Annotated in this window: 20 protein-coding genes and 2 tRNA genes; 11 read left to right on the top strand and 11 right to left on the bottom strand. The window is 67.2% G+C overall.

Going from position 1 to position 17,543, the window contains the following annotated elements; genetic code table 11:
- The first annotated feature begins 36 nt into the window (after window positions 1-36).
- Window positions 37-1,287: a class I SAM-dependent methyltransferase gene (locus ACO07I_RS17515; RefSeq protein WP_422009664.1), complete on the top strand. Its 1,251-nt coding sequence runs from the start codon at window positions 37-39 to the stop codon at window positions 1,285-1,287.
- 22 nt (window positions 1,288-1,309) lie between these two features.
- Window positions 1,310-2,239 carry a hypothetical protein gene (locus ACO07I_RS17510; protein ID WP_422009663.1) on the top strand — a complete coding sequence of 310 codons (930 nt, stop codon included), beginning with the start codon at window positions 1,310-1,312 and terminating at the stop codon, window positions 2,237-2,239.
- Between the two features lie 146 nt (window positions 2,240-2,385).
- Here ACO07I_RS17510 and ACO07I_RS17505 read toward each other — a convergent pair whose 3' ends face one another.
- The gene (locus ACO07I_RS17505) at window positions 2,386-3,381 is read right to left on the bottom strand and encodes a D-2-hydroxyacid dehydrogenase family protein (protein ID WP_422009662.1); all 996 of its coding nucleotides are present in this window, start codon (window positions 3,379-3,381) and stop codon (window positions 2,386-2,388) included.
- 54 nt (window positions 3,382-3,435) lie between these two features.
- Here ACO07I_RS17505 and ACO07I_RS17500 point away from each other — a divergent pair, with 54 nt between their 5' ends.
- Complete coding sequence (locus ACO07I_RS17500; RefSeq protein WP_422009661.1) at window positions 3,436-4,320, top strand: TauD/TfdA dioxygenase family protein; 885 nt, start codon at window positions 3,436-3,438, stop codon at window positions 4,318-4,320.
- 20 nt (window positions 4,321-4,340) lie between these two features.
- Here ACO07I_RS17500 and panC read toward each other — a convergent pair whose 3' ends face one another.
- The 3 genes from panC to ACO07I_RS17485 form a co-directional block, all read right to left on the bottom strand.
- Window positions 4,341-5,207 carry a pantoate--beta-alanine ligase gene (gene panC / locus ACO07I_RS17495; protein WP_422009660.1) on the bottom strand — a complete coding sequence of 289 codons (867 nt, stop codon included), beginning with the start codon at window positions 5,205-5,207 and terminating at the stop codon, window positions 4,341-4,343.
- 45 nt (window positions 5,208-5,252) lie between these two features.
- Entirely contained in the window at window positions 5,253-6,311 is a 1,059-nt protein-coding gene (locus ACO07I_RS17490) for an FkbM family methyltransferase (RefSeq protein ID WP_422009659.1), read from the bottom strand.
- 158 nt (window positions 6,312-6,469) lie between these two features.
- Window positions 6,470-6,544 (bottom strand) — tRNA-Gly (locus ACO07I_RS17485).
- Between the two features lie 111 nt (window positions 6,545-6,655).
- On the opposite strand from ACO07I_RS17485, the gene ACO07I_RS17480 reads away from it, so the two are divergent.
- The 3 genes from ACO07I_RS17480 to ACO07I_RS17470 all read left to right on the top strand — a co-directional run bounded on the left by ACO07I_RS17480 (window position 6,656) and on the right by ACO07I_RS17470 (window position 9,889).
- Entirely contained in the window at window positions 6,656-7,150 is a 495-nt protein-coding gene (locus ACO07I_RS17480; RefSeq protein WP_422009658.1) for a prolyl-tRNA synthetase associated domain-containing protein, read from the top strand.
- 17 nt (window positions 7,151-7,167) lie between these two features.
- The gene (locus ACO07I_RS17475) at window positions 7,168-8,079 is read left to right on the top strand and encodes a metal ABC transporter solute-binding protein, Zn/Mn family (protein WP_422009657.1); all 912 of its coding nucleotides are present in this window, start codon (window positions 7,168-7,170) and stop codon (window positions 8,077-8,079) included.
- Window positions 8,080-8,161: 82 nt separating this feature from the next.
- Window positions 8,162-9,889 carry a GSCFA domain-containing protein gene (locus ACO07I_RS17470; protein WP_422009656.1) on the top strand — a complete coding sequence of 576 codons (1,728 nt, stop codon included), beginning with the start codon at window positions 8,162-8,164 and terminating at the stop codon, window positions 9,887-9,889.
- A 7-nt stretch (window positions 9,890-9,896) separates the two neighbouring features.
- Here the strand turns inward: ACO07I_RS17470 and folD are convergent, their stop codons facing one another.
- The 6 genes from folD to ACO07I_RS17440 all read right to left on the bottom strand — a co-directional run bounded on the left by folD (window position 9,897) and on the right by ACO07I_RS17440 (window position 12,791).
- The gene (gene folD / locus ACO07I_RS17465; RefSeq protein WP_422009655.1) at window positions 9,897-10,799 is read right to left on the bottom strand and encodes a bifunctional methylenetetrahydrofolate dehydrogenase/methenyltetrahydrofolate cyclohydrolase FolD; all 903 of its coding nucleotides are present in this window, start codon (window positions 10,797-10,799) and stop codon (window positions 9,897-9,899) included.
- Complete coding sequence (locus tag ACO07I_RS17460) at window positions 10,792-11,148, bottom strand: DUF167 domain-containing protein (protein WP_422009654.1); 357 nt, start codon at window positions 11,146-11,148, stop codon at window positions 10,792-10,794. Before ACO07I_RS17460 ends, folD begins: the two co-directional genes overlap by 8 nt.
- Entirely contained in the window at window positions 11,123-11,416 is a 294-nt protein-coding gene (locus tag ACO07I_RS17455; protein ID WP_422009653.1) for a YggT family protein, read from the bottom strand. The genes ACO07I_RS17460 and ACO07I_RS17455 overlap by 26 nt, the downstream gene beginning before the upstream one ends.
- Before the next feature lie 78 nt (window positions 11,417-11,494).
- Window positions 11,495-12,151, bottom strand: coding sequence for an FHA domain-containing protein (locus ACO07I_RS17450; protein ID WP_422009652.1), 657 nt, complete (start codon window positions 12,149-12,151; stop codon window positions 11,495-11,497).
- 3 nt (window positions 12,152-12,154) lie between these two features.
- Window positions 12,155-12,412: a hypothetical protein gene (locus ACO07I_RS17445; RefSeq protein WP_422009651.1), complete on the bottom strand. Its 258-nt coding sequence runs from the start codon at window positions 12,410-12,412 to the stop codon at window positions 12,155-12,157.
- A complete protein-coding gene (locus ACO07I_RS17440) occupies window positions 12,399-12,791 on the bottom strand; it encodes a RidA family protein (protein WP_422009650.1) in 393 nt (130 codons plus the stop codon). Before ACO07I_RS17440 ends, ACO07I_RS17445 begins: the two co-directional genes overlap by 14 nt.
- A gap of 105 nt (window positions 12,792-12,896) precedes the next feature.
- Here ACO07I_RS17440 and ACO07I_RS17435 point away from each other — a divergent pair.
- The 3 genes from ACO07I_RS17435 (at window position 12,897) to ACO07I_RS17425 (ending at window position 14,388) form a co-directional block, all read left to right on the top strand.
- Window positions 12,897-12,972, top strand: a tRNA-Ala gene (locus tag ACO07I_RS17435).
- Window positions 12,973-13,050: 78 nt separating this feature from the next.
- On the top strand, window positions 13,051-13,716 hold the full coding sequence (locus ACO07I_RS17430) for a hypothetical protein (protein ID WP_422009649.1): 666 nt from the start codon (window positions 13,051-13,053) through the stop codon (window positions 13,714-13,716).
- A gap of 12 nt (window positions 13,717-13,728) precedes the next feature.
- On the top strand, window positions 13,729-14,388 hold the full coding sequence (locus ACO07I_RS17425) for a hypothetical protein (protein ID WP_422009648.1): 660 nt from the start codon (window positions 13,729-13,731) through the stop codon (window positions 14,386-14,388).
- Window positions 14,389-14,627: 239 nt separating this feature from the next.
- On the opposite strand, the gene ACO07I_RS17420 is transcribed toward ACO07I_RS17425, so the two are convergent.
- Entirely contained in the window at window positions 14,628-15,695 is a 1,068-nt protein-coding gene (locus ACO07I_RS17420) for a ferritin-like domain-containing protein (protein WP_422009647.1), read from the bottom strand.
- Window positions 15,696-15,841: 146 nt separating this feature from the next.
- Between ACO07I_RS17420 and ACO07I_RS17415 the strand changes: the two genes are divergently transcribed.
- The gene (locus ACO07I_RS17415) at window positions 15,842-16,864 is read left to right on the top strand and encodes a 2Fe-2S iron-sulfur cluster-binding protein (RefSeq protein ID WP_422009646.1); all 1,023 of its coding nucleotides are present in this window, start codon (window positions 15,842-15,844) and stop codon (window positions 16,862-16,864) included.
- Window positions 16,798-17,484 (top strand): YoaK family protein, encoded by a 687-nt coding sequence (locus ACO07I_RS17410; RefSeq protein WP_422018305.1) that lies wholly within the window; start codon window positions 16,798-16,800, stop codon window positions 17,482-17,484. Before ACO07I_RS17415 ends, ACO07I_RS17410 begins: the two co-directional genes overlap by 67 nt.
- The last annotated feature ends 59 nt before the right edge of the window (window positions 17,485-17,543 follow it).

Genomic DNA, 17,543 nt, shown 5'->3' with positions numbered 1-17,543 from the left:
CCGGTAGCGCCCAGCCCGCCGTCAAACAAGGCCCTGATGACCCTTCCCTCGCCGTTGGACAGCGTTCGCGCCCAGTACGAGGCTCTGCCCTATCCTGCCCGAGACCCGCGAGACGAGGCGATCCGCCTGATCACGGGCACGCCGAGCCACGTCCTCGAGATCAATCACTATCTCTTCTCCGGGCGCCTGAACTTCATCCGCCCCTTCCGCGCGCTGGTCGCCGGCGGCGGGACGGGCGATGCCTGCATCATGCTGGCCCAGCAGCTCGTCGATCGCCGCTGCCCCGGCGAGGTCGTCTATCTCGACCTCTCCACGGCGTCGCGACAGATCTGCGAGGCGCGCGCCAAGGCGCGGGGCCTGCGCAACATCCAGTTCCTGACCGGCTCGCTGCTCGACCTGCCGACGATGAACATCGGCCATTTCGACTACATCGACTGCACCGGCGTGTTGCACCACCTGCCCGATCCGACCGCCGGGATGCAGGCGCTGGCGAGCGTGCTGCACGCCGACGGCGGTATGGGCGTCATGCTCTACGGCGAATACGGGCGCAGCGGCGTCTACCCGCTGCAGGAGTTGCTGCAGACCATCGCGCCGCCGTCGATGGCGATCCAGGACCGGCTGGCAATGGCCAAGCGCCTGATCCGCTTCCTGCCGACGACCAACCTGTTCCGCCGCAATCCCTATCTCAACGATCACGTGACGGGCGGCGATGCGGGTCTCTACGACCTGCTGCTGCACAGCTGCGACCGCGCCTTCACGGTGCCGCAGATCGGCAGCATGGCCGCCGCCTCGGGCCTGCGGGTCGTCGCGTTCCTCGAACCGGTGCGCTATGAGCCCGCCACCTACATGAGCGATCCGGTGATCGCCCGGCAGGCGAGTTCGCTGCCGCTGATCGAGCGCGCGGCGTTTGCCGAACGCCTCGCCGGCAATGTGCGGACCCATGTCTTCTATGCGACGCGCGCCGGCTTCGACACGGTGGCGCGCCCCGAGGATACGTCCGCCATACCGGTGCTGCGCGAGATGGATGCGCAGAAGTTCGCCGCCGGCCTGCAGCCCGGCGCGCCGCTGGTCGCCAACCTCGACGGCTTTCCGTGGCGCGCCCAGCTGCCGCCGCTGGCGCCGCGCATCATCTCGCAGATCGACGGCCGCCGGACGGTCGCGGAAATCTACACCTCGCTCGGCAGCCAGGGCGGCCTGCCGCGGTGGGAGGACTTCTACACGCAGTTCGAGGACCTCTACGTCAAGCTGAACGGCGTCAATCACCTGCTGCTGCGCTTCCGCACCTGAAACCAAGCCTGCAGGATCGGCAATGAGCGGCCACGTCCTGACCATTGCGCTCGGCAACTCGCTCCTCTGGTCGGTTTATCTTCTGCTGACGCGTCACGTCGTGAGCGGCGCGCAGCTCGATGCCTGGGCCTATACGCTGGTGCAACTGCTGACCGCTGGCCTCGCCATGCTCTGGGTCGGCCGCCGTACGCCGGGGAGCTGGGCCGACCTGCTGGTGCCTTGGACCGTCTGCTACGCCTTCATGCGGGTGATCATCAACGGCTGCACCGCCGCCGCCATCGTCTGGCTGGCCGTCACACAGAGCACGCTGCTCTCGACGATGAGCGTGCTGATCGGCGCGGGCTCGGGCTGGGCCCTGACGCGCCAGGCGCCGTCGCGTCGGGATTGGCCCGGCCTCGCGCTGCTGGGGATCGGGATCGCGGCCTTCGCCGCCGGCCTGGGCTCGGAGACGGCGTGGCGCGGCGTCGCCTGGCTGGTCGCCTCGGAGGCCGTCGCGGTCGCAGCCTCGTGGATGATCGCCTACCACCCGCGCAACCGCGCGGCCGATCCGGCGGCACGCAGCCGCTTCACCGGCGAGATCCTGGTGGCGGCCTCACTGGCGCTGATCTTCGTCTGGACGCTGGCCGGTCTGGTGGGTGCGATGGCCTCGCCCTGGGCCGGCGGCGGCGACGCTTTCGGCCGGATCGAACTCTGGCTCTACGCGATCCTGGCCGGCCTGCTGTTCCGCGCCCCCGGCACCTGGCTCGGCTTCTGGACCATCAACCATTCGGGCGTGCAGACCTACCTGATCGCCCTCACCGCGATGCCGTTCTTCGCGATCGCGCTGGAAGCCGTGTTCGCCCGTTTGGGCTGGCTGACGCCCGCGACCCTGACGACGCCGGAATGGCTGGCCGCCGGCGTGATCCTCGCCGGCGCCGTCTGGCTGATCCTCGCGCGGGTACGGACGAAATAGCCGCTCAAGAACGACTGTCGCGCAAGATTGTTGCGCCGGCGGTCATCCCGGCACAGGACTCATGGGGTGCGGCATTCATTTCGTTTGTTTCGACTATTTCGTTTGTTTCGTTTACTCGCCACGCCTCTACCTTCTTCAGCCGCCTGTTAGGCCTTCTTCAGCGCGTCCGGGTTGAGGACGTTGATCGGGCTGCCGTCGAGCCAGGCCTCGATGTCCTTGATCGTGCCCTCGTAGAAGTGCCGGTAGCTCTCCTCGACGACGTAGCCCAGGTGCGGAATGAGCGTGACGTTGTCGAGCTTGGTGAGCGGATGGTCGGCCGACAGCGGCTCCCTGTCGTACACGTCGAGGCCGGCGTGCAGGATCGTGCGGTTCTTCAGCGCCTCGATGAGCGCCGCTTCGTCGACGATCGGACCGCGCGAGGTGTTCACGAGGATCGCGGTCTTCTTCATCTTTGCCAGTTCGGGGGCGGCGATCAGGCCGCGCGTGCGATCCGAAAGGGCGAGATGGATCGAGACGAAGTCCGACGTCGCCAGCAGCTCGTCCTTGGTGACGTACGTCGCGCCGCCCGCCTCGGCCTTCTCGGGCGTGAGGTTCTGGCTCCACGCCACGACTTCCATGCCGAAGGCCTTCGCATAACGGGCCACACGGCTGCCCAGCTTGCCGAGGCCGAGAATGCCCAGCCTCTTGCCCTCGAGCACGACCATCTGCTCGATGCCGTCGTGCCACTTGCCTTGGCGCGCCAGCCGCTCGGCCTTGGCGAGATCGCGGGCGCACATCATCAGCAGCGCCCAGGCGAGCTCCGCGGTCGGCGCGTTCGAGGTGCCGCCGGGTGTCGTCGAGACCGGGATGCCGCGCTCGGCCGCCGCCTTGTCGTCGAGGCTGGCGGCGCGGGCGCCGGTCAGCACCATGAACTTGAGGTTGGGCAGCTTCTCGATCAGCGCGCGTGGGAAGGCGGTGCGCTCGCGCAGCAAACCCAGCATGTCGAACGGTGCCAGTTTCTGCGCTGCGTCTTCGACCGAGGTGAAGGGCTCGTGGAAGACGGTGATCTCGACTCCGCGTTTCCGGAGCCGGTCCCAGTCGGCCATGCGCATGGCTACCTTCTGGTAATCGTCGAGCAAAGCGAGCTTCATCGTTTGCGGCATGGCGTTTCCTGGAAGACAATGATCGAAAATCTACTATAGCCGCGGGAGGCGGTCGTGAGCATCACCGTTACGCCAACTCATCCCGAATTCGTGGCCGAGATTTCCGGCGTCGACCTGGCCCGGCCGCTCAAGCCCACCGACCGGCAGACCATCGAGGACGCCATCAACCGCTACGCGGTCGTGGTCTTTCGCGGGCAGACTCTCGACGACGAGAAGCAGGTCGCCTTCGCTGGCCATTTCGGCCCGATCGAATCCTCGGCGCTGAAGCTCCGGCATCGCGACATCAAGCACCGGATCGAATCCAGCCAGGTGGCCGACATCTCCAACCTCGACGGCGACGGCAACGTGATGAAGCCCGATGCGCGCCGCCGGCTCGACGGCCTGGCCAACCGGCTGTGGCATACCGATGCCTCGTTCCGCGCCGTGCCGGGCGCCCTGTCGATGCTCTATGCGCACGTCATTCCCGAGGAAGGCGGCGACACGGAGTTCGCCGACATGCGCGCGGCCTACGATGCGCTGCCCGAGGCGAAGAAGAAGGAGCTTGAAGGGCTGGTCGCCGAGCATTCGATCTGGCGTTCGCGCGAACAACTCGGCGTCGTGCAGTACACCGACGAGGAGCGCGCTTCGCTGCCGCCGGTACCGCAGCGGGTCGTCCGCACCCATCCCGGCTCACACCGCAAGACTCTCTATCTCGCCGCGCACGCCTCGCACATTCTCGGCCTGCCGGTGGCGGACGGGCGCCTGATCATCCTCGACCTGATCGAGCACGCGACGCAGCCGCGCTTCGTGCATGCCCATCGCTGGGCGAAGGGCGACCTCGTGATCTGGGACAATCGCTGCACCATGCACCGCGCCCGGCCGTTCGACACGACCAAGGTGCGCGACCTGCGGCGCGTCACGACGCGCGACGTCGCCTCGACGCTCGACCAGGCAGCCTGACGTTCCCGTCAGGCGCCCGGTCAGACCGCGAGATTGTCGATCAGGCGTGTGCGGCCGAGGCGGGCGGCGGCGATGACGCGCGCCGGACCCGCGACATGCTCGAGCGGCTTCAGGCTCTCGGCGTCGACCACGGTGAAGTATTCGACGATGTCGAAGCCGCCGTCGCGCAGCGCCTGGGATGCCGCCGTGCTGGCCTCCGAGCATGAGTTTCTTCCGTCGCGCACCGTATCGGCGACCTTTACGAGCTGCGCGTACATGCCCAGCGCCTTCGTGCGCTCGTCGGGGCTGAGGTAGCGGTTGCGCGACGACATCGCGAGCCCGTCCGCCTCGCGCACCGTCGGCATGCCCACGATCTCGAACGGCATCGAGAGGTCGCGCACCATGCGCTTGATGACCTGGAGCTGCTGGTAGTCCTTCTCGCCGAAATAGGCGCGGTCGGGCAACGCCATCAGCAGGAGCTTGCTCACCACCGTGGCGACGCCCTGGAAATGGCCGGGCCGCAGCGGACCGCACAGACCGTCGGTGATGCCCGCGACCGTCACGGTCGTCAGCTGCTCGCCGGGATACATCTCGTCCTTGCTGGGCGCGAAGGCGATGCGGCAGCCCGCGTCGCGCAGCTTGGCAAAGTCACCCTCCTCGTCGCGCGGATAGGCGGAGAAATCCTCCTTCGGGCCGAACTGGGTCGGATTGACGAAGATGCTGGTCACCGGCACGTCGCCGCGATCGAGCGCGCCCTTCACGAGGCTGACATGGCCTTCGTGCAGCGCGCCCATCGTCGGCACGAGGCCGATCGTGCGGCCGGCCTTGCGGAATTCCGCGACGAGGCGGCGCAGGTCGGCCACGGTGCGGACGACGGCGAGATCGTGGACGTTCGCGGATGCACTCATGATGCGCTGGTTAAGCACATCACGCCCGAGGGCGGCAAGCAGCCCTCACCCGCGCGCCAGGATCTCGGCGCGGCGCTCCGACGGGACCGCGACGATGTTGGCCGAGGCCGAAGAGTCCTCGCCCATCGGCTCGACCCCGCCCGTCTCGGGCGAGAAGACGAAAATGTCGTAGTCGAGCTCGCGGCGGAGAAAACCAAACAACGCTTCGGTGCTCGCACCCTGCGCCCGCAACGCCTCGTCGTTCGCTTCGACCATCAGGACCGGCCGCTGGGCGGCGAGTGTCCGGCGTGCTCCTTCGAGCACGTGCATCTCGGCACCCTCGACGTCGATCTTGATGACATCGACCCTGGCAACGCCGAGCCGGTCGATCACCGCGTCGAGGCGTTCGACGGGAACGTGCTCGACACCCACGGCCGGCGCATCGTCATAGACCAGCGCACCCAGCGTATTGTGGCCCGAATGCACGCCCGACGCGATCTGCAGGGCGGCGGTGCCTTCGCTGCTGCCGACCGCGCTCGGCACGACGGTGACGTTGCCGAGGCGGTTTCGTGTGACATTGTGCTCGAGCTTGCGGCGCTCGCGCGAACTCGGCTCGAAGGCCACGACGCGTCCTGCGGGGCCGACCCGGCTGGCGCTGAAGAGCGTGTAGAGCCCCTCATTCGCGCCGACGTCGAGCACCGTCATGCCGGGCTTAAGGATCTGTCCCAGGAAGTGGAATTCGTTCGGCTCGAAAGTGCCGCTGACATAGAGGCAGAGGCTGTGATCGTTGCCCAGCATCACGTCGACCTTGAGGCCGTCGTACCATCCGACGGTGAGCGGGACTTCGAGCCGGTGTTCGACCGCATGCTCCCAGAGCACGCCGCGGCGCAGAGCCCCCCAGCTTCTTTCGATGTAGTACTCGGCACCGAACGTCCAGCCGGGGTAGCGCTGCAACCTCAGCCGGCGACGCGCGACGAGCCTCGCGTAGAGGCGACCCAGCGCCGGTGCGTCGGAGAGCAGCCTGCGCCCAATCCGGTCGAGCAAGGTGCCGATCTGATAGGGGATATTCCGGCGATGGTGGGCCCACATCCCGGCGAGACCACGGGAACGCTCGGCTTCGCTCATGGCAACTTTCATGATCCGAACCGCAACGGCATTCCGGCAGGAGAATTTTCGATCCGCCCGGGTGCCGGTCCAGGCAAAATCACACCATCTAACGCCTCCCACAGCACATCGTCGCTGCACCGACATCGATGCAGGACACTTCTGTGCCGTGGGAAGATTGGAGCGGGCGAAGGGATTCGAACCCTCGACCCCGACCTTGGCAAGGTCGTGCTCTACCCCTGAGCTACGCCCGCGCTCCGATCCGGCTGGGTAGGTGGCCGGAAGGCGGCGTTGATAGGGCTTTTCCGTTCCCTTGGCAAGGGCTGGCGAACAGGTCTTTTCATGGGGTAGAGGCGACACGCACCATGTTTGATCCGCAACAACTGCTCGGCCGGCTCGACGAGCTCGGCATCGCCCACCGCACCGTCGAACATCCGCCCGTCTTCACGGTCGAGGAAGCCAAGACGCTGCGCGGCGACCTGCCCGGCCACCACATCAAGAACCTCTTCCTGCGCAACCGGAAGGAGGAGATGTGGCTGGTGGTGGCGCTGGAGGACCGGACCATCGACCTCAAGCGCCTGGGTGAGCGGCTGGGCGCGGGCAAGTTCTCGTTCGGCAGCCCCGACCGGCTGCGGCGTCATCTCGGCGTCGCGCCGGGCTCGGTGACACCGCTCGCCGTCATCAACGACCCGGAGCATCAGGTCCGGCTGGTCCTCGACCGCGGTCTCGCCGTCGGCGCCGGTCCGATCAATGCCCATCCGCTGGTCAACAGCATGACGACGGCGCTGAGCCTCGCGGACCTGCTGCGCTTCTTCGAGGCGACCGGGCACACCCCGGAGTGGCTCGACTTTCCCGTATAGCGTTATATTATAACGGAATGCTCTTCCGTGCGCTCCTGCTGGCCCTCGGCCTGTTCGTCGTCTCCCTGCCGGCTTCGGCGCAGTCGCCGATGAAGGCTGTCGCGACCTTCTCGATCCTGGGCGACCTGCTGGCCGAAGTGGCCGGCGACAAGGTCGAGCTGTCGGTCGTGGTCGGCCCCGACATCGACGCCCACGCCTACCAGCCGCGCCCCACCGACGCGCGCGCGCTCGCCGATGCCAAGGTGCTGGTGAGCAACGGGCTGGGCTTCGAGGGCTGGATCGACCGGCTCGCCAAGGCGGCGCCCTTCAAGGGCAAGGCGATCGTGGCGAGCGCCGGCGTCGCGACCCTGAAGGCAGGCGCGGACCACGGCCATTCCCACGGGCATTCGCACGGACAGGGCCTCGACCCGCATTGCTGGCAGGACGTCCAGAGGGTCCGCACCTACGTCGCCAACATCGCCCAGGGGCTCGCCGAAGCCGATCCGCCGAACGCCGCCTACTACCGCGAACGGGCCCAGGCCTTCGATCGCCGCCTGGCCGAACTGGACGCGTGGGTGAAGGCCGAGATCGCCAGGGTGCCCGCCGACAAGAGGCAGGCCATCACCGGCCACGATTCCTTCCGCTATTTCGCCACCGCCTACGGCGTGAAGTTCCAGTCGCCGCGCGGCTACAACACCAGCAGCGAGCCGTCGGCGCGCGACGTCGCCGCGCTGATCCGCGAGGTGCGCGAGCATCGCATCAAGGCGCTGTTCGTCGAGAACATGACCAACCCGGGCCTGATCGACCAGATCGCGCGCGAATCGGGCGCCGTCGTCGGCCCCCGCCTCTACACCGACGCGCTCTCAGGACCGGACGGGCCGGCCCCGACCTACGAGAAGATGATGCGCCACAACGTGACGGCGCTGGTCGCGGGCATGTCGAAGAACTGACGCCACGCGGTGGCGGGCGGCGCCGGCGTTCCCCAGGCCGCCCTGGAATGCTAGCCATGTGTCCGGGGAGGCTAGGGACACAATGCCAATTCGCCGGATCAGCGCTGCCGATGCTTACGGTACGCTAAGGTCCAACCCCGACAGCGACTGGCCACGGCGCGACGATCCTGCCAACCGGTTCGCCCACTTCGCCGATCCCTCGTTCAGGCCGCGCTTCATGCTGGAGCCCGGCCAGCGCATCTTCACCATCGGTTCTTGCTTCGCCCGCGGCATCGAGACGACGCTCGCCAATCGCGGTTTCGACGTCCCTACCTTGAATCTTCGGGTCGACAAGACCGGGTGGAGCGGCGATCCGACGACGATCCTGAACAATTACGTGCCGCCGGCGATCGCGCCGCAGATCCGCTGGGCGTTCGGTATGGAGGAATTCGACATCCGCCGGCATGCCGTCGAAGTCGCGGCGGGGCGTTTCATGGACCCGCAGTTGACGCTCGGCTTCAGGCCCGTCCCCGCCGACGCCCTGATCAGGCGGCGCAACGACATCAGTGCGATCTACCGACATCTCGCCAGCAGCCACGTGGTGCTGATCACCCTCGGCTTGATCGAGGCATGGTTCGACAATCGCTCGGGTCTCTACGTCAACTGCCCGCCGCCCAAGGGCTACATCCGGACCGATCCTTCGCGCTTCGAGCTTCATGTCCTCGACTACGGCGACGTGACCCGCGCGCTCACGGACCTCGTCGATCTGCTCGGCCGGATATGCCCCCGCGACCATCGCATCATCCTCACCGTGTCGCCCGTGCCCCTCCAGGCGACCTTCACCTCTTCCGACGTGGCGGTCGCGAATTCCTACAGCAAGTCGGTCCTGCGGGCGGCGGTCGAGCCGTTCGTCGCCGAGCGGGACCATATCGAATACTTCCCCTCCTACGAGAGCGTGCTCCTGACCGACCGTTCGATCGCCTTCGTCGACGATCAGGTCCATATCCACACGTCGATGGTGCGCTTCAACGTCGACCGCATGATCAGCCGTTACGTCGCGTCCGGGGACGACACCGTTGCCAAGGTGATCGCCCGCGCCCGAACGGACGCTGCCGCCGGCCGCTTCCAGACCGGGCTCAAGCGCCTGCAACAGGCCTGGGCCGCACATCCCGGGGAGTCCGATCTCGCCATTGCGCTGGCGGGGGCGCACCTGAAGGTGGGCGGGAACGCCGCCGCGGAAGCCCTGCTGCTCGAGCAACTCAAAACACGGGAAAACGCCGTCGCGCGCACTCTTCTCGCGACCCACTACAACCGCAGCGGCCGCCACGAGGAAGCCGCGCTGCACGCCGAGAAAGCGTGCGAACATGGAAAGGCGCGGCTCGACGCGTCCCTCCAGCGCGTCGAAGCCTACTTTCATCTCGGCCGGCTCGAGGAAGGGCTCGTCGTCCTCGACAAGATCTCCTGGCCCCTCGAGCGCAAATCGCTGCTGCTCCAATGGCAGGCGCGATACTGCGAGAAGCTGGGGCGACCTGCGGATGCGGAAGCTCTTTGGCGGGAGTGCAACGACCTCGTTGAAAATCCGGTCTACATGGCGGCCTTCGCCGAATTCCTGGCGAAGAATGACCGCTGGCCGGAGGCCGCCGAATGGGTCGACCGGGCGCTGCTCCAGGCCCCGAACGAGACGACGGCCCTGCGCTTGCGCACCGAGATCAGAAAAGCCCGTCTGCCGGCACGCGAGGCCGGAAACGCCGCGCCCGTCGCGGCAAATCTCTTCGAGAGCGCGATGCGCTGGTCGACCGCCCTGATCAGGCGCGTCGTCGGAAAGGCCTGAGCACCGCTCAGGCGGCCACCATCGCCAATCCGGCCTTGTGGCGTGCCGCCTGCAGGGTGTTGAACATCAGACAGGCCACCGTCATCGGCCCGACCCCGCCCGGCACCGGCGTGATGTGCCCCGCTACCTTCAGCGCCTCGGCAAAGGCCACGTCGCCGACCAGCCGGCTCTTGCCTTCGGTCGTGGGGATGCGGTTGATGCCGACATCGATCACCGCGGCGCCCGGCTTGATCCAGTCGCCCTTCACGAATTCGGTCCGGCCGATCGCCACCACCAGGATGTCGGCCTGGCGGCAGACGGCCGGCAGATCGCGGGTGCGCGAATGGGTGATGGTCACCGTGCAATCGGCGCGCAGCAGCAGCTGCGCCACGGGGCGCCCCACCAGGTTGGACCGGCCGACGATCACCGCATTGAGGCCCGATAGCGAGCCCAGCGCATCCTGCAGCAGCATCGAGACACCGAGCGGCGTGCAGGGCACCGGGAAGTCGAGCGGGGCGCCCGGCGCGATCGAGCCGAGGCGGCCGACATTCACCGGGTGGAAGCCGTCGACATCCTTGGCGGGGTCGATGGCGACCAGCACCTGCGGCGTATCGAGATGCTTGGGCAGCGGCAACTGGACCAGGATGCCGTTCACCGCGGGATCGGCGTTGAGGCGCCCGATCAGCTCCAACAGCTCGGCCTGCGTCGTGTCCCCGGGCAGCTGGTGGTCGAAGCTCGCCATGCCGAGTTCGACCGCGAGCCTGCCCTTGCTGCGGACATAGACCTGGCTGGCCGGATCGTCGCCGATCAGCACCGTGGCGAGACCGGGTTTCGGCCCGCCCTTGGCGACGAGGTCGGCGACGCCCGCACCCACGCGCTCGCGGAGACCGCCCGCGAAGGCCTTTCCATCGATCAGTTTCGCATCAGCCATTCTTGCGCATCCATTCGGCAATCCGGTCGGCGAGCAGGGCAGGATCGCCCGCGACCATGAGGGTCTTGTCTCGTGCCGTCCCGCCGCGCACGATCTCGAAGGTCGATTTCGGAAGGCGCCAGGCCTGCGCCAGCAGCGCGACGACGGCGTCGTTGGCTTTGCCATCCTCGGGCGCTGGCGTCACTGCGGCCTTCAGCGCCCCCTCAGACGTGCGCTCGAGCGCGGTGCGGCGCGCCCGCGGCTGCACGCGCAGCTGGACGGTCACGCCGTCGCGATTGCGGCGCAGAAAGACGGGGTCGGCCGGGTCCGAGCTCAGCGGCAGGTCAGCGGACGAAGGACGGCCAGACATACTCCCACAGCAGGCTGCGGATGAAGAACAGGCCGAGGAGCAGGATGACGGGCGAGATGTCGACGCCGCCGAGATTGGGCAGCATGCGCCGGATCGGTCGCAGCACCGGCTCGGTCAGCTTGAACAGCATGTCGACCACGACACTGATGAAACGGTTGCGGACGTTCACCACGCCGAACGCCACCAGCCAGCTCATGATCGCGCTCGCGATCACGATCCAGGTGTAGATGTCGATAATCTTGTCGATCAGCACCGCCAACGACAGCATCGGGCCCCCGCGCCTTGAGGCCGGCCAACCGCCGGCCGCGGCACCCTACTCGGCGCGCCTTGCCGATCACAAGCCCCTTCAGGCCCGCGTCAGGCTGAGTTCCACGCTGCCGAGGCGGATCGAACGCACCGCGCTGATGTCGCGCGGTCCATGCTCGGGCAGCAGCCGGGCGCCGTCGAGGAAGGTGCCGCCCGGGCTGCCCAGATCTTCCAGGCCCAGACGCTGGCCCGACAGCATCAGTCGCGCATGCGGCCGGCCGACCGAGGGATCGGGCACGCTGAGATCGGTCGGTGCGCCTGCAGGCGCACCGGTGAGGGCATAGGTACCCGTGTTGCCGCCGATCGCGAGCGAGACCGTGCCGCCATTGCCGAGCGCGCCCGAGAGCCGCCAGCCGCGCGCATCGGGCAGCGCCATCGGCGGGCCCGACAGCACGACCGGGCCCGTCGTCGGAGCGCCGCCGCGCGGGGGCGCGTAGCCGAACGAGCCGGCCGGGCCGACCGGTCCGGCCTCGTCGCGCGGCCAGCGCATGAAGGCGAAGATCCAGAGCAGGATCAGGGGCACGATCGTTCCCACACCGGTCAGCGTGAGCAGGATGGCGCCGAGGCCGGTCCATCCCGGCAGCCCGGCCTTCTCCACGATGCGCCAGGCCATCCAGGCCGCCAGGACGGTCCCGACCAGCGCGAAGGCGCCGGTCAGGCCGAAGAAGCTCGTCAGAGCCGCGATTTCAATGCCCATCGGCTAGCGCCTCGGTGCCGCTTCGCCGGCGGGCCAGGTGCTGAAGGCCAGCATGCCCATGACGATGAAGGAGCCGATGAACGGCACCAGATGGAAAAGCGACAGCGCCCCGGAGAAGCCGGCCCGCGTGCAGATGCGCCAGGTCGGGATGATGAGGACCAGGGACACCAGCACGTAGCTGACCAGCATCACGGCCACCGTGAGGGAGCCCAGAGCGAGCACCCATGTCACCAGGCTGGCCATCTCGTCAGGCGAGGGCAACGACTTCGATCTCCACCATCACGTCGCGCGGCAGGCGGGCGACTTCGACCGTCGAGCGCGCGGGCGTCGAGCTGCCGAAATATTCCGGCAGCCCATAGACCTCGTTCATGGCGGCAAAGCTGTCCATGCTCTTCAGGAACACGGTGGTCTTGACCGCGTGGCCGAGGTCGCTGCCCGCCGCCTTCAGCACCGCGCGCAGGTTCTTCAGCACCTGGTGCGTCTGCTCGGCGATGCCGCCCTCGACGATGTCGCCAGTCGCGGGATCGAGCGGGATCTGGCCGGCACAGAAGACCAGCCCGTTGGCCACGACCGCCTGCGAATAGGGGCCGAGCGCCTTGGGGGCGGCGTCGGTCTGAACGACTTTCTTGGCGTGGGTCATGGTCTCAAACTCTCCATCAAAAATACCGGCCGGACGCTATCACAGCCCGCTTTGCTTGACAGGGGGCCCGGCAACCATTATCCGCGCGGTTCTCCAGGGTCGGAGGGGGCTGTAGCTCAGCTGGGAGAGCGCCTCGTTCGCAATGAGGAGGTCAGGGGTTCGATCCCCCTCAGCTCCACCAACCACCCCGACCCTTGGCCGAAGACAGACGGCCTCATTCACTGGCCTGTCGCGGCGCATCACGGCACAATTGCACTCGATGCGCAGACGCAAACGCCCCACCCCGACAGAACTCGGCCTCACCGCCGCCGAAGGACGCATCCTCACGTCGCTGCGCACGCCGCAGCGCATACAGGACTATGTTTCCGCCCTGCCGGCCAATTTCGAACGGGACGGCGACAGCCTGCGCTCCGTGCGCGGCGTGCTGCGCCATCGCGAGGCACACTGTCTCGAGGCGGCCTTCCTCGCGGCCTGCGCCCTGTGGCTGCAGGGCGAGCCGCCCCTGGTCATGGACCTGACGGCCACGCGCGACGATTTCGACCATGTCGTGACCCTGTTCCGCCGCGACGGCTGCTGGGGCGCGATCTCCAAGAGCAACCATGTCTGGCTGCGCTGGCGCGACCCGGTCTATCGCAGCCTGCGCGAGCTCGCGATGTCCTACTTCCACGAATATTTCAACAAGGGCCGCAAGACGCTGCGGACCTATTCGGCCTCGGTCGACCTGCGCCGCTTCGCGCCCGATACCTGGATCACGAACGAAGAGGATTGCTGGGAGGTCGGCGCGGCGCTTGCCGATGCCCGCCACTACCCGCTGATCAAGCCGGCGCAGAGGCGCTGGCTGATGGCGCCCGATGCCACCGTGCTGCGGGCCGACGACCTCGTCCAATACGAAAGCCGCGACCGCAAGACGGCCCGCAAATACTGAAGGGAGCCCGCCATGAAACGACTCCGCGCGATCCTGCTGCTGATCCTGCTGGGCACCGCCACCCCGGCCGCCGCGCAGATCCCTCCCGAATGGCAGGCCGCCGCCCAGGCGGTGATCGGCGAGCTGGAGCGCGACACGCCGCAGGCCGCCAAGCCGTGGACCGGCGCGGAGCTGACCCAGGGCTGGAACCTCGCGCGCGCCTGGCGGCGGCACAACAACGGCAACATCGAGATCATCCTCGCCGAATATCTGACGTTCGTGGCGCTGTGCCGGATCGGCTGCGCCGGCAGCACGATCGAGGGCCAGGGCTACATATCCGTGGCCGAGCAGGTGAAGGCGCTGATCGCCCAGAATGGCGGCTCCTATGCACTGGCCTCCAACGCCCATGCCTGGCTGGCCGGTCTCGCCGATCCGACAGGGGCGGCCCAGAAGAACGTGGCCCTCTGGAGCAAGGACCCAGACGTCCCGTCGGCCGACTTCGCCACCGGCAACCTCTATGCGCTCACCTGGCTGCTCGCGCGCAAGCGGGCGACGCCCGAGGCACAGGCCGACACCTTCGCCCGCTTCGCGATCTTCGTTCAGACGAAGGCCTGGATCGGCCCGCGCTGCCTCGACATCTCCAAGGTGGCCATGGTGCTCGGCGCGCCGCCGCGCATCGAGGCGTGCAATTAGGACCACCTCATCCTGTGAGGTTGGCCGGAAATGAACTGAATCGATTCAAGCACTTACCTCATCCTGAGGAGCCGCGCCTTGCGTGGCGTCTCGAAGGATGGGCAACAGACGCGGTGCGCGTGCCCATGCTTCGAGACGGCCGCTTTGCGGCCTCCTCAGCATGAGGTTGTTGTTGGTTGTTGGCGGGTGAAAGAAAAAGGGGGCCGTGGGCCCCCTTCTCTGTTCCCTTTGTGATCTCGCTACTCGGCGGCGATCTGCTCGTGCACGAACTTCTTGGCGTCGAAGTCCTCGGCGACCTTGAGGTCGTTGCCGATCAGCTTCTCGACGTCGATCTCGGCGTAGCCCAGCACGCCCATCTCGCCCAGCGCCTTCTGCACCTTCGGGCCGAACAGGCCGATCTCCTTGAGGATGGGCACGATGCGGGTGAAGAGGCGGGTGCGGAACGCCTGCATGGCGCCCGAGTGGTAGGCGTGCTCCAGCATCTCCTTCACCGGCAGGCCCGACCGCATCCAGACTTCGCCCTGGTTGAAGCGGTCGCGCATGAAGTAGAGCGCCTCGACGACGAACTCCTCACGCTCGGCGCGCTCGGCGTCGGAGATGTGCGGATAGTATTCGCGCAGCGCCATGCGGCCGAAGGTGACGTGCCGCGCCTCGTCCTGCATGACGTAGGCGTTCACGGCGCCGGCCAGGTTGTTCTTGGCGGTGTCGCGGATGCGCTGGAAGGCGGCCAGCGCCAGGCCTTCGATCAGCACCTGCATGCCGAGATAGGTCATGTCCCAGCGGCGGTCGGTCAGCGTCTGCTCGAGCAGGTTCTTGAGCGAGTCCGTGATCGGATAGGCCGCCTTGAACTTCTCGTGGATCAGGCGCTTGTAGCTTTCGACGTGGCGCGCCTCGTCCATCACCTGCGTCGCGGCATAGAACTTGGCGTTCATGTCCGGCACGGTGTTGACGATCTTGGCGGTGGCGATCAGGGCGCCCTGCTCGCCGTGCATGAACTGGCAGATGGAATGGCACTGCAGATTGAAGCGCAGCCAGTCCTTCTCCTTGTCCGTCATCTTGTCCCAGAAGGGCGAGCCGTAGATCGGGATCGTCTCGTCGGCCATGCCCATCGGGTTGCCTTCGAACAGCTCCTGCGACCAGTCGATACGGGTGCTGGTGTCCCACTGCTGCTGCTTGCCCTTCTCGTACAGGCTCAGCAGGTCGGCGGATCCGTCCTCGTATTCCCAGTTGAAGGCGATCTCGGTGGCGCCATCGAACTTCCAGTTCGTGACTTCGACCGGCAGCTGATAAATTTTCTGCGTTGTCATCGGCTCTTGCCTCCTGGCCCTGAACCTTGTCCCATCCCTCATGGAACGTCTTAACAGTGACGCTCCGCTCATTTTTCTCGGCGGACGCTAGCACAGTCTGCTAGGAGAGTCCGCCCGGAAAACGGGCATCTGAAGACGAGTTTTTGATGTCCTACACTCAGCTGCGCATCGCCAAGATCATCCAGGAAACACCGGACGCCCGCTCGTTCGTCCTCGAGGTTCCGCCCGACCTGGCCGAAAAATACCGCTACCGCGCGGGCCAGTTCCTGACCTTCCGCGTGCCCCACGCCGACGGCGCCTTCAACCGCTGCTACTCGCTGTCCAGCGCCCCCGAGACCGACGGGTCGCCGAAGGTGACGATCAAGCGGGTGGCCGGCGGCAAGGGCTCCAACTGGTTCCACGACGCGGTGACGGAAGGCGGCATGCTGGACGTGCTGCCGCCGGCCGGCCGCTTCGTGCTGGGCGACGGCGACGCCCCGCTGCTGCTGTTCGGCGGCGGCAGCGGCATCACGCCGATGATGTCGCTGATCAAGAGCGCTCTGAAGCAGGGCAAGCGGCAGATCAGGCTGTTCTATGCCAATCGCGACAAGCCGTCGGTGATCTTCGACGGCGAGTTCGAGGCGCTCCTTGCGGCCCATCCCGGCAAGCTCGAGATCGTCCATCACCTCGATTCGACGCAGGGCATCATCAAGCCCGAGGAGATCGTGGCGGCGATGAAGGGTTACGAGGCGGGCGACGTCTATCTCTGCGGCCCCGGCCCGTTCATGAAGCTGGTCGAGGAGACGCTGTTCGAGCACGGCATGCCGCACGACAAGGTGCGGATCGAGCGATTCGAGGCTTCGGGCAACGACGCGATCCCGATCCAGCCCAGCGAGGAAGGCGACGTGGTCCCGGGCGAGATCACGATCCATTTCGAGGGCAAGGTCCACAAGGTGGCCTATGCCAAGGGCCAGACGATCCTGGAGGCGGCGCGCGCCGGCGGGCTCAACCCGCTCTCGTCCTGCGAGGAAGGCTTCTGCGCCTCGTGCGCGGCCAAGACCATCAAGGGCAAGGTCATGCTCGCCAAGAACGACATCTACACGCCCGAGGATCTCGCCAATAACTGGATCCTGACCTGCCAGGGCCACTGTTTCGGGGCCGAGGTCGAGATCACCTACGACGTGGTGTAGCGATCAGCGCCCGTCCCCTCGCCCAGGCGACAATCCTGACCCTGGTCGCCGGCATTGCCGACGCCGTGGGCTACGTCACCATGGGCGGCGTGTTCGCAGCCAACATGACCGGCAACACGGTGCTGGCCGGCATCGACATCGCCAAGGGCAACCATCTCGGCGCCTGGAACCATCTCACGCCGCTGGTCGCCTTCTTCCCCGGCGCCCTGCTCGCCCGCGCGATGCTGCGCCTGTTCAAGGGGCCGGTGGCCGGCATCCTGCTCGAAGCCGCGCTGCTCGCGGGCGTCGGCTTCCTTCCCGTGGGCGAGGAGAATGCGGTGATGATCGTGGCCTTCGCCATGGGCCTGCAGGCCTCGACGATCACCAGCTTCGCCGGCCATTCGGTCAGCACCGTCGTCGTGACCAGCACCCTGGCCCGCACCGCGGATGCAGCCGTCGACCGGCTGTGGCCGGGCGCCGCGACGCTACCGCCTTCGGCGCTGAACACAGGGCTGCTGGCCCTGACCTGGACGGGCTACCTGGTGGGCGCCGTGATCGGCGGCCTTCTGCTGCCGGTGCTCGCCTGGCCGCTGCTCGTGCCGGCCGCGCTGCTGATCCTGATGCTGCCTCTTCTGGGCTGAGCGACGCTCAGCCCGTCAAGCGACAGGACATTGCTTGCAATGTCCGAGAGCGCCGAAGA

The sequence above is a fragment of the Reyranella sp. genome (assembly GCF_965227665.1).
Classification (GTDB): Bacteria; Pseudomonadota; Alphaproteobacteria; order Reyranellales; family Reyranellaceae; genus Reyranella.
Note: the sequence above shows the minus strand (reverse complement) of the source record. Positions and strands in the feature narration are given on the sequence as shown.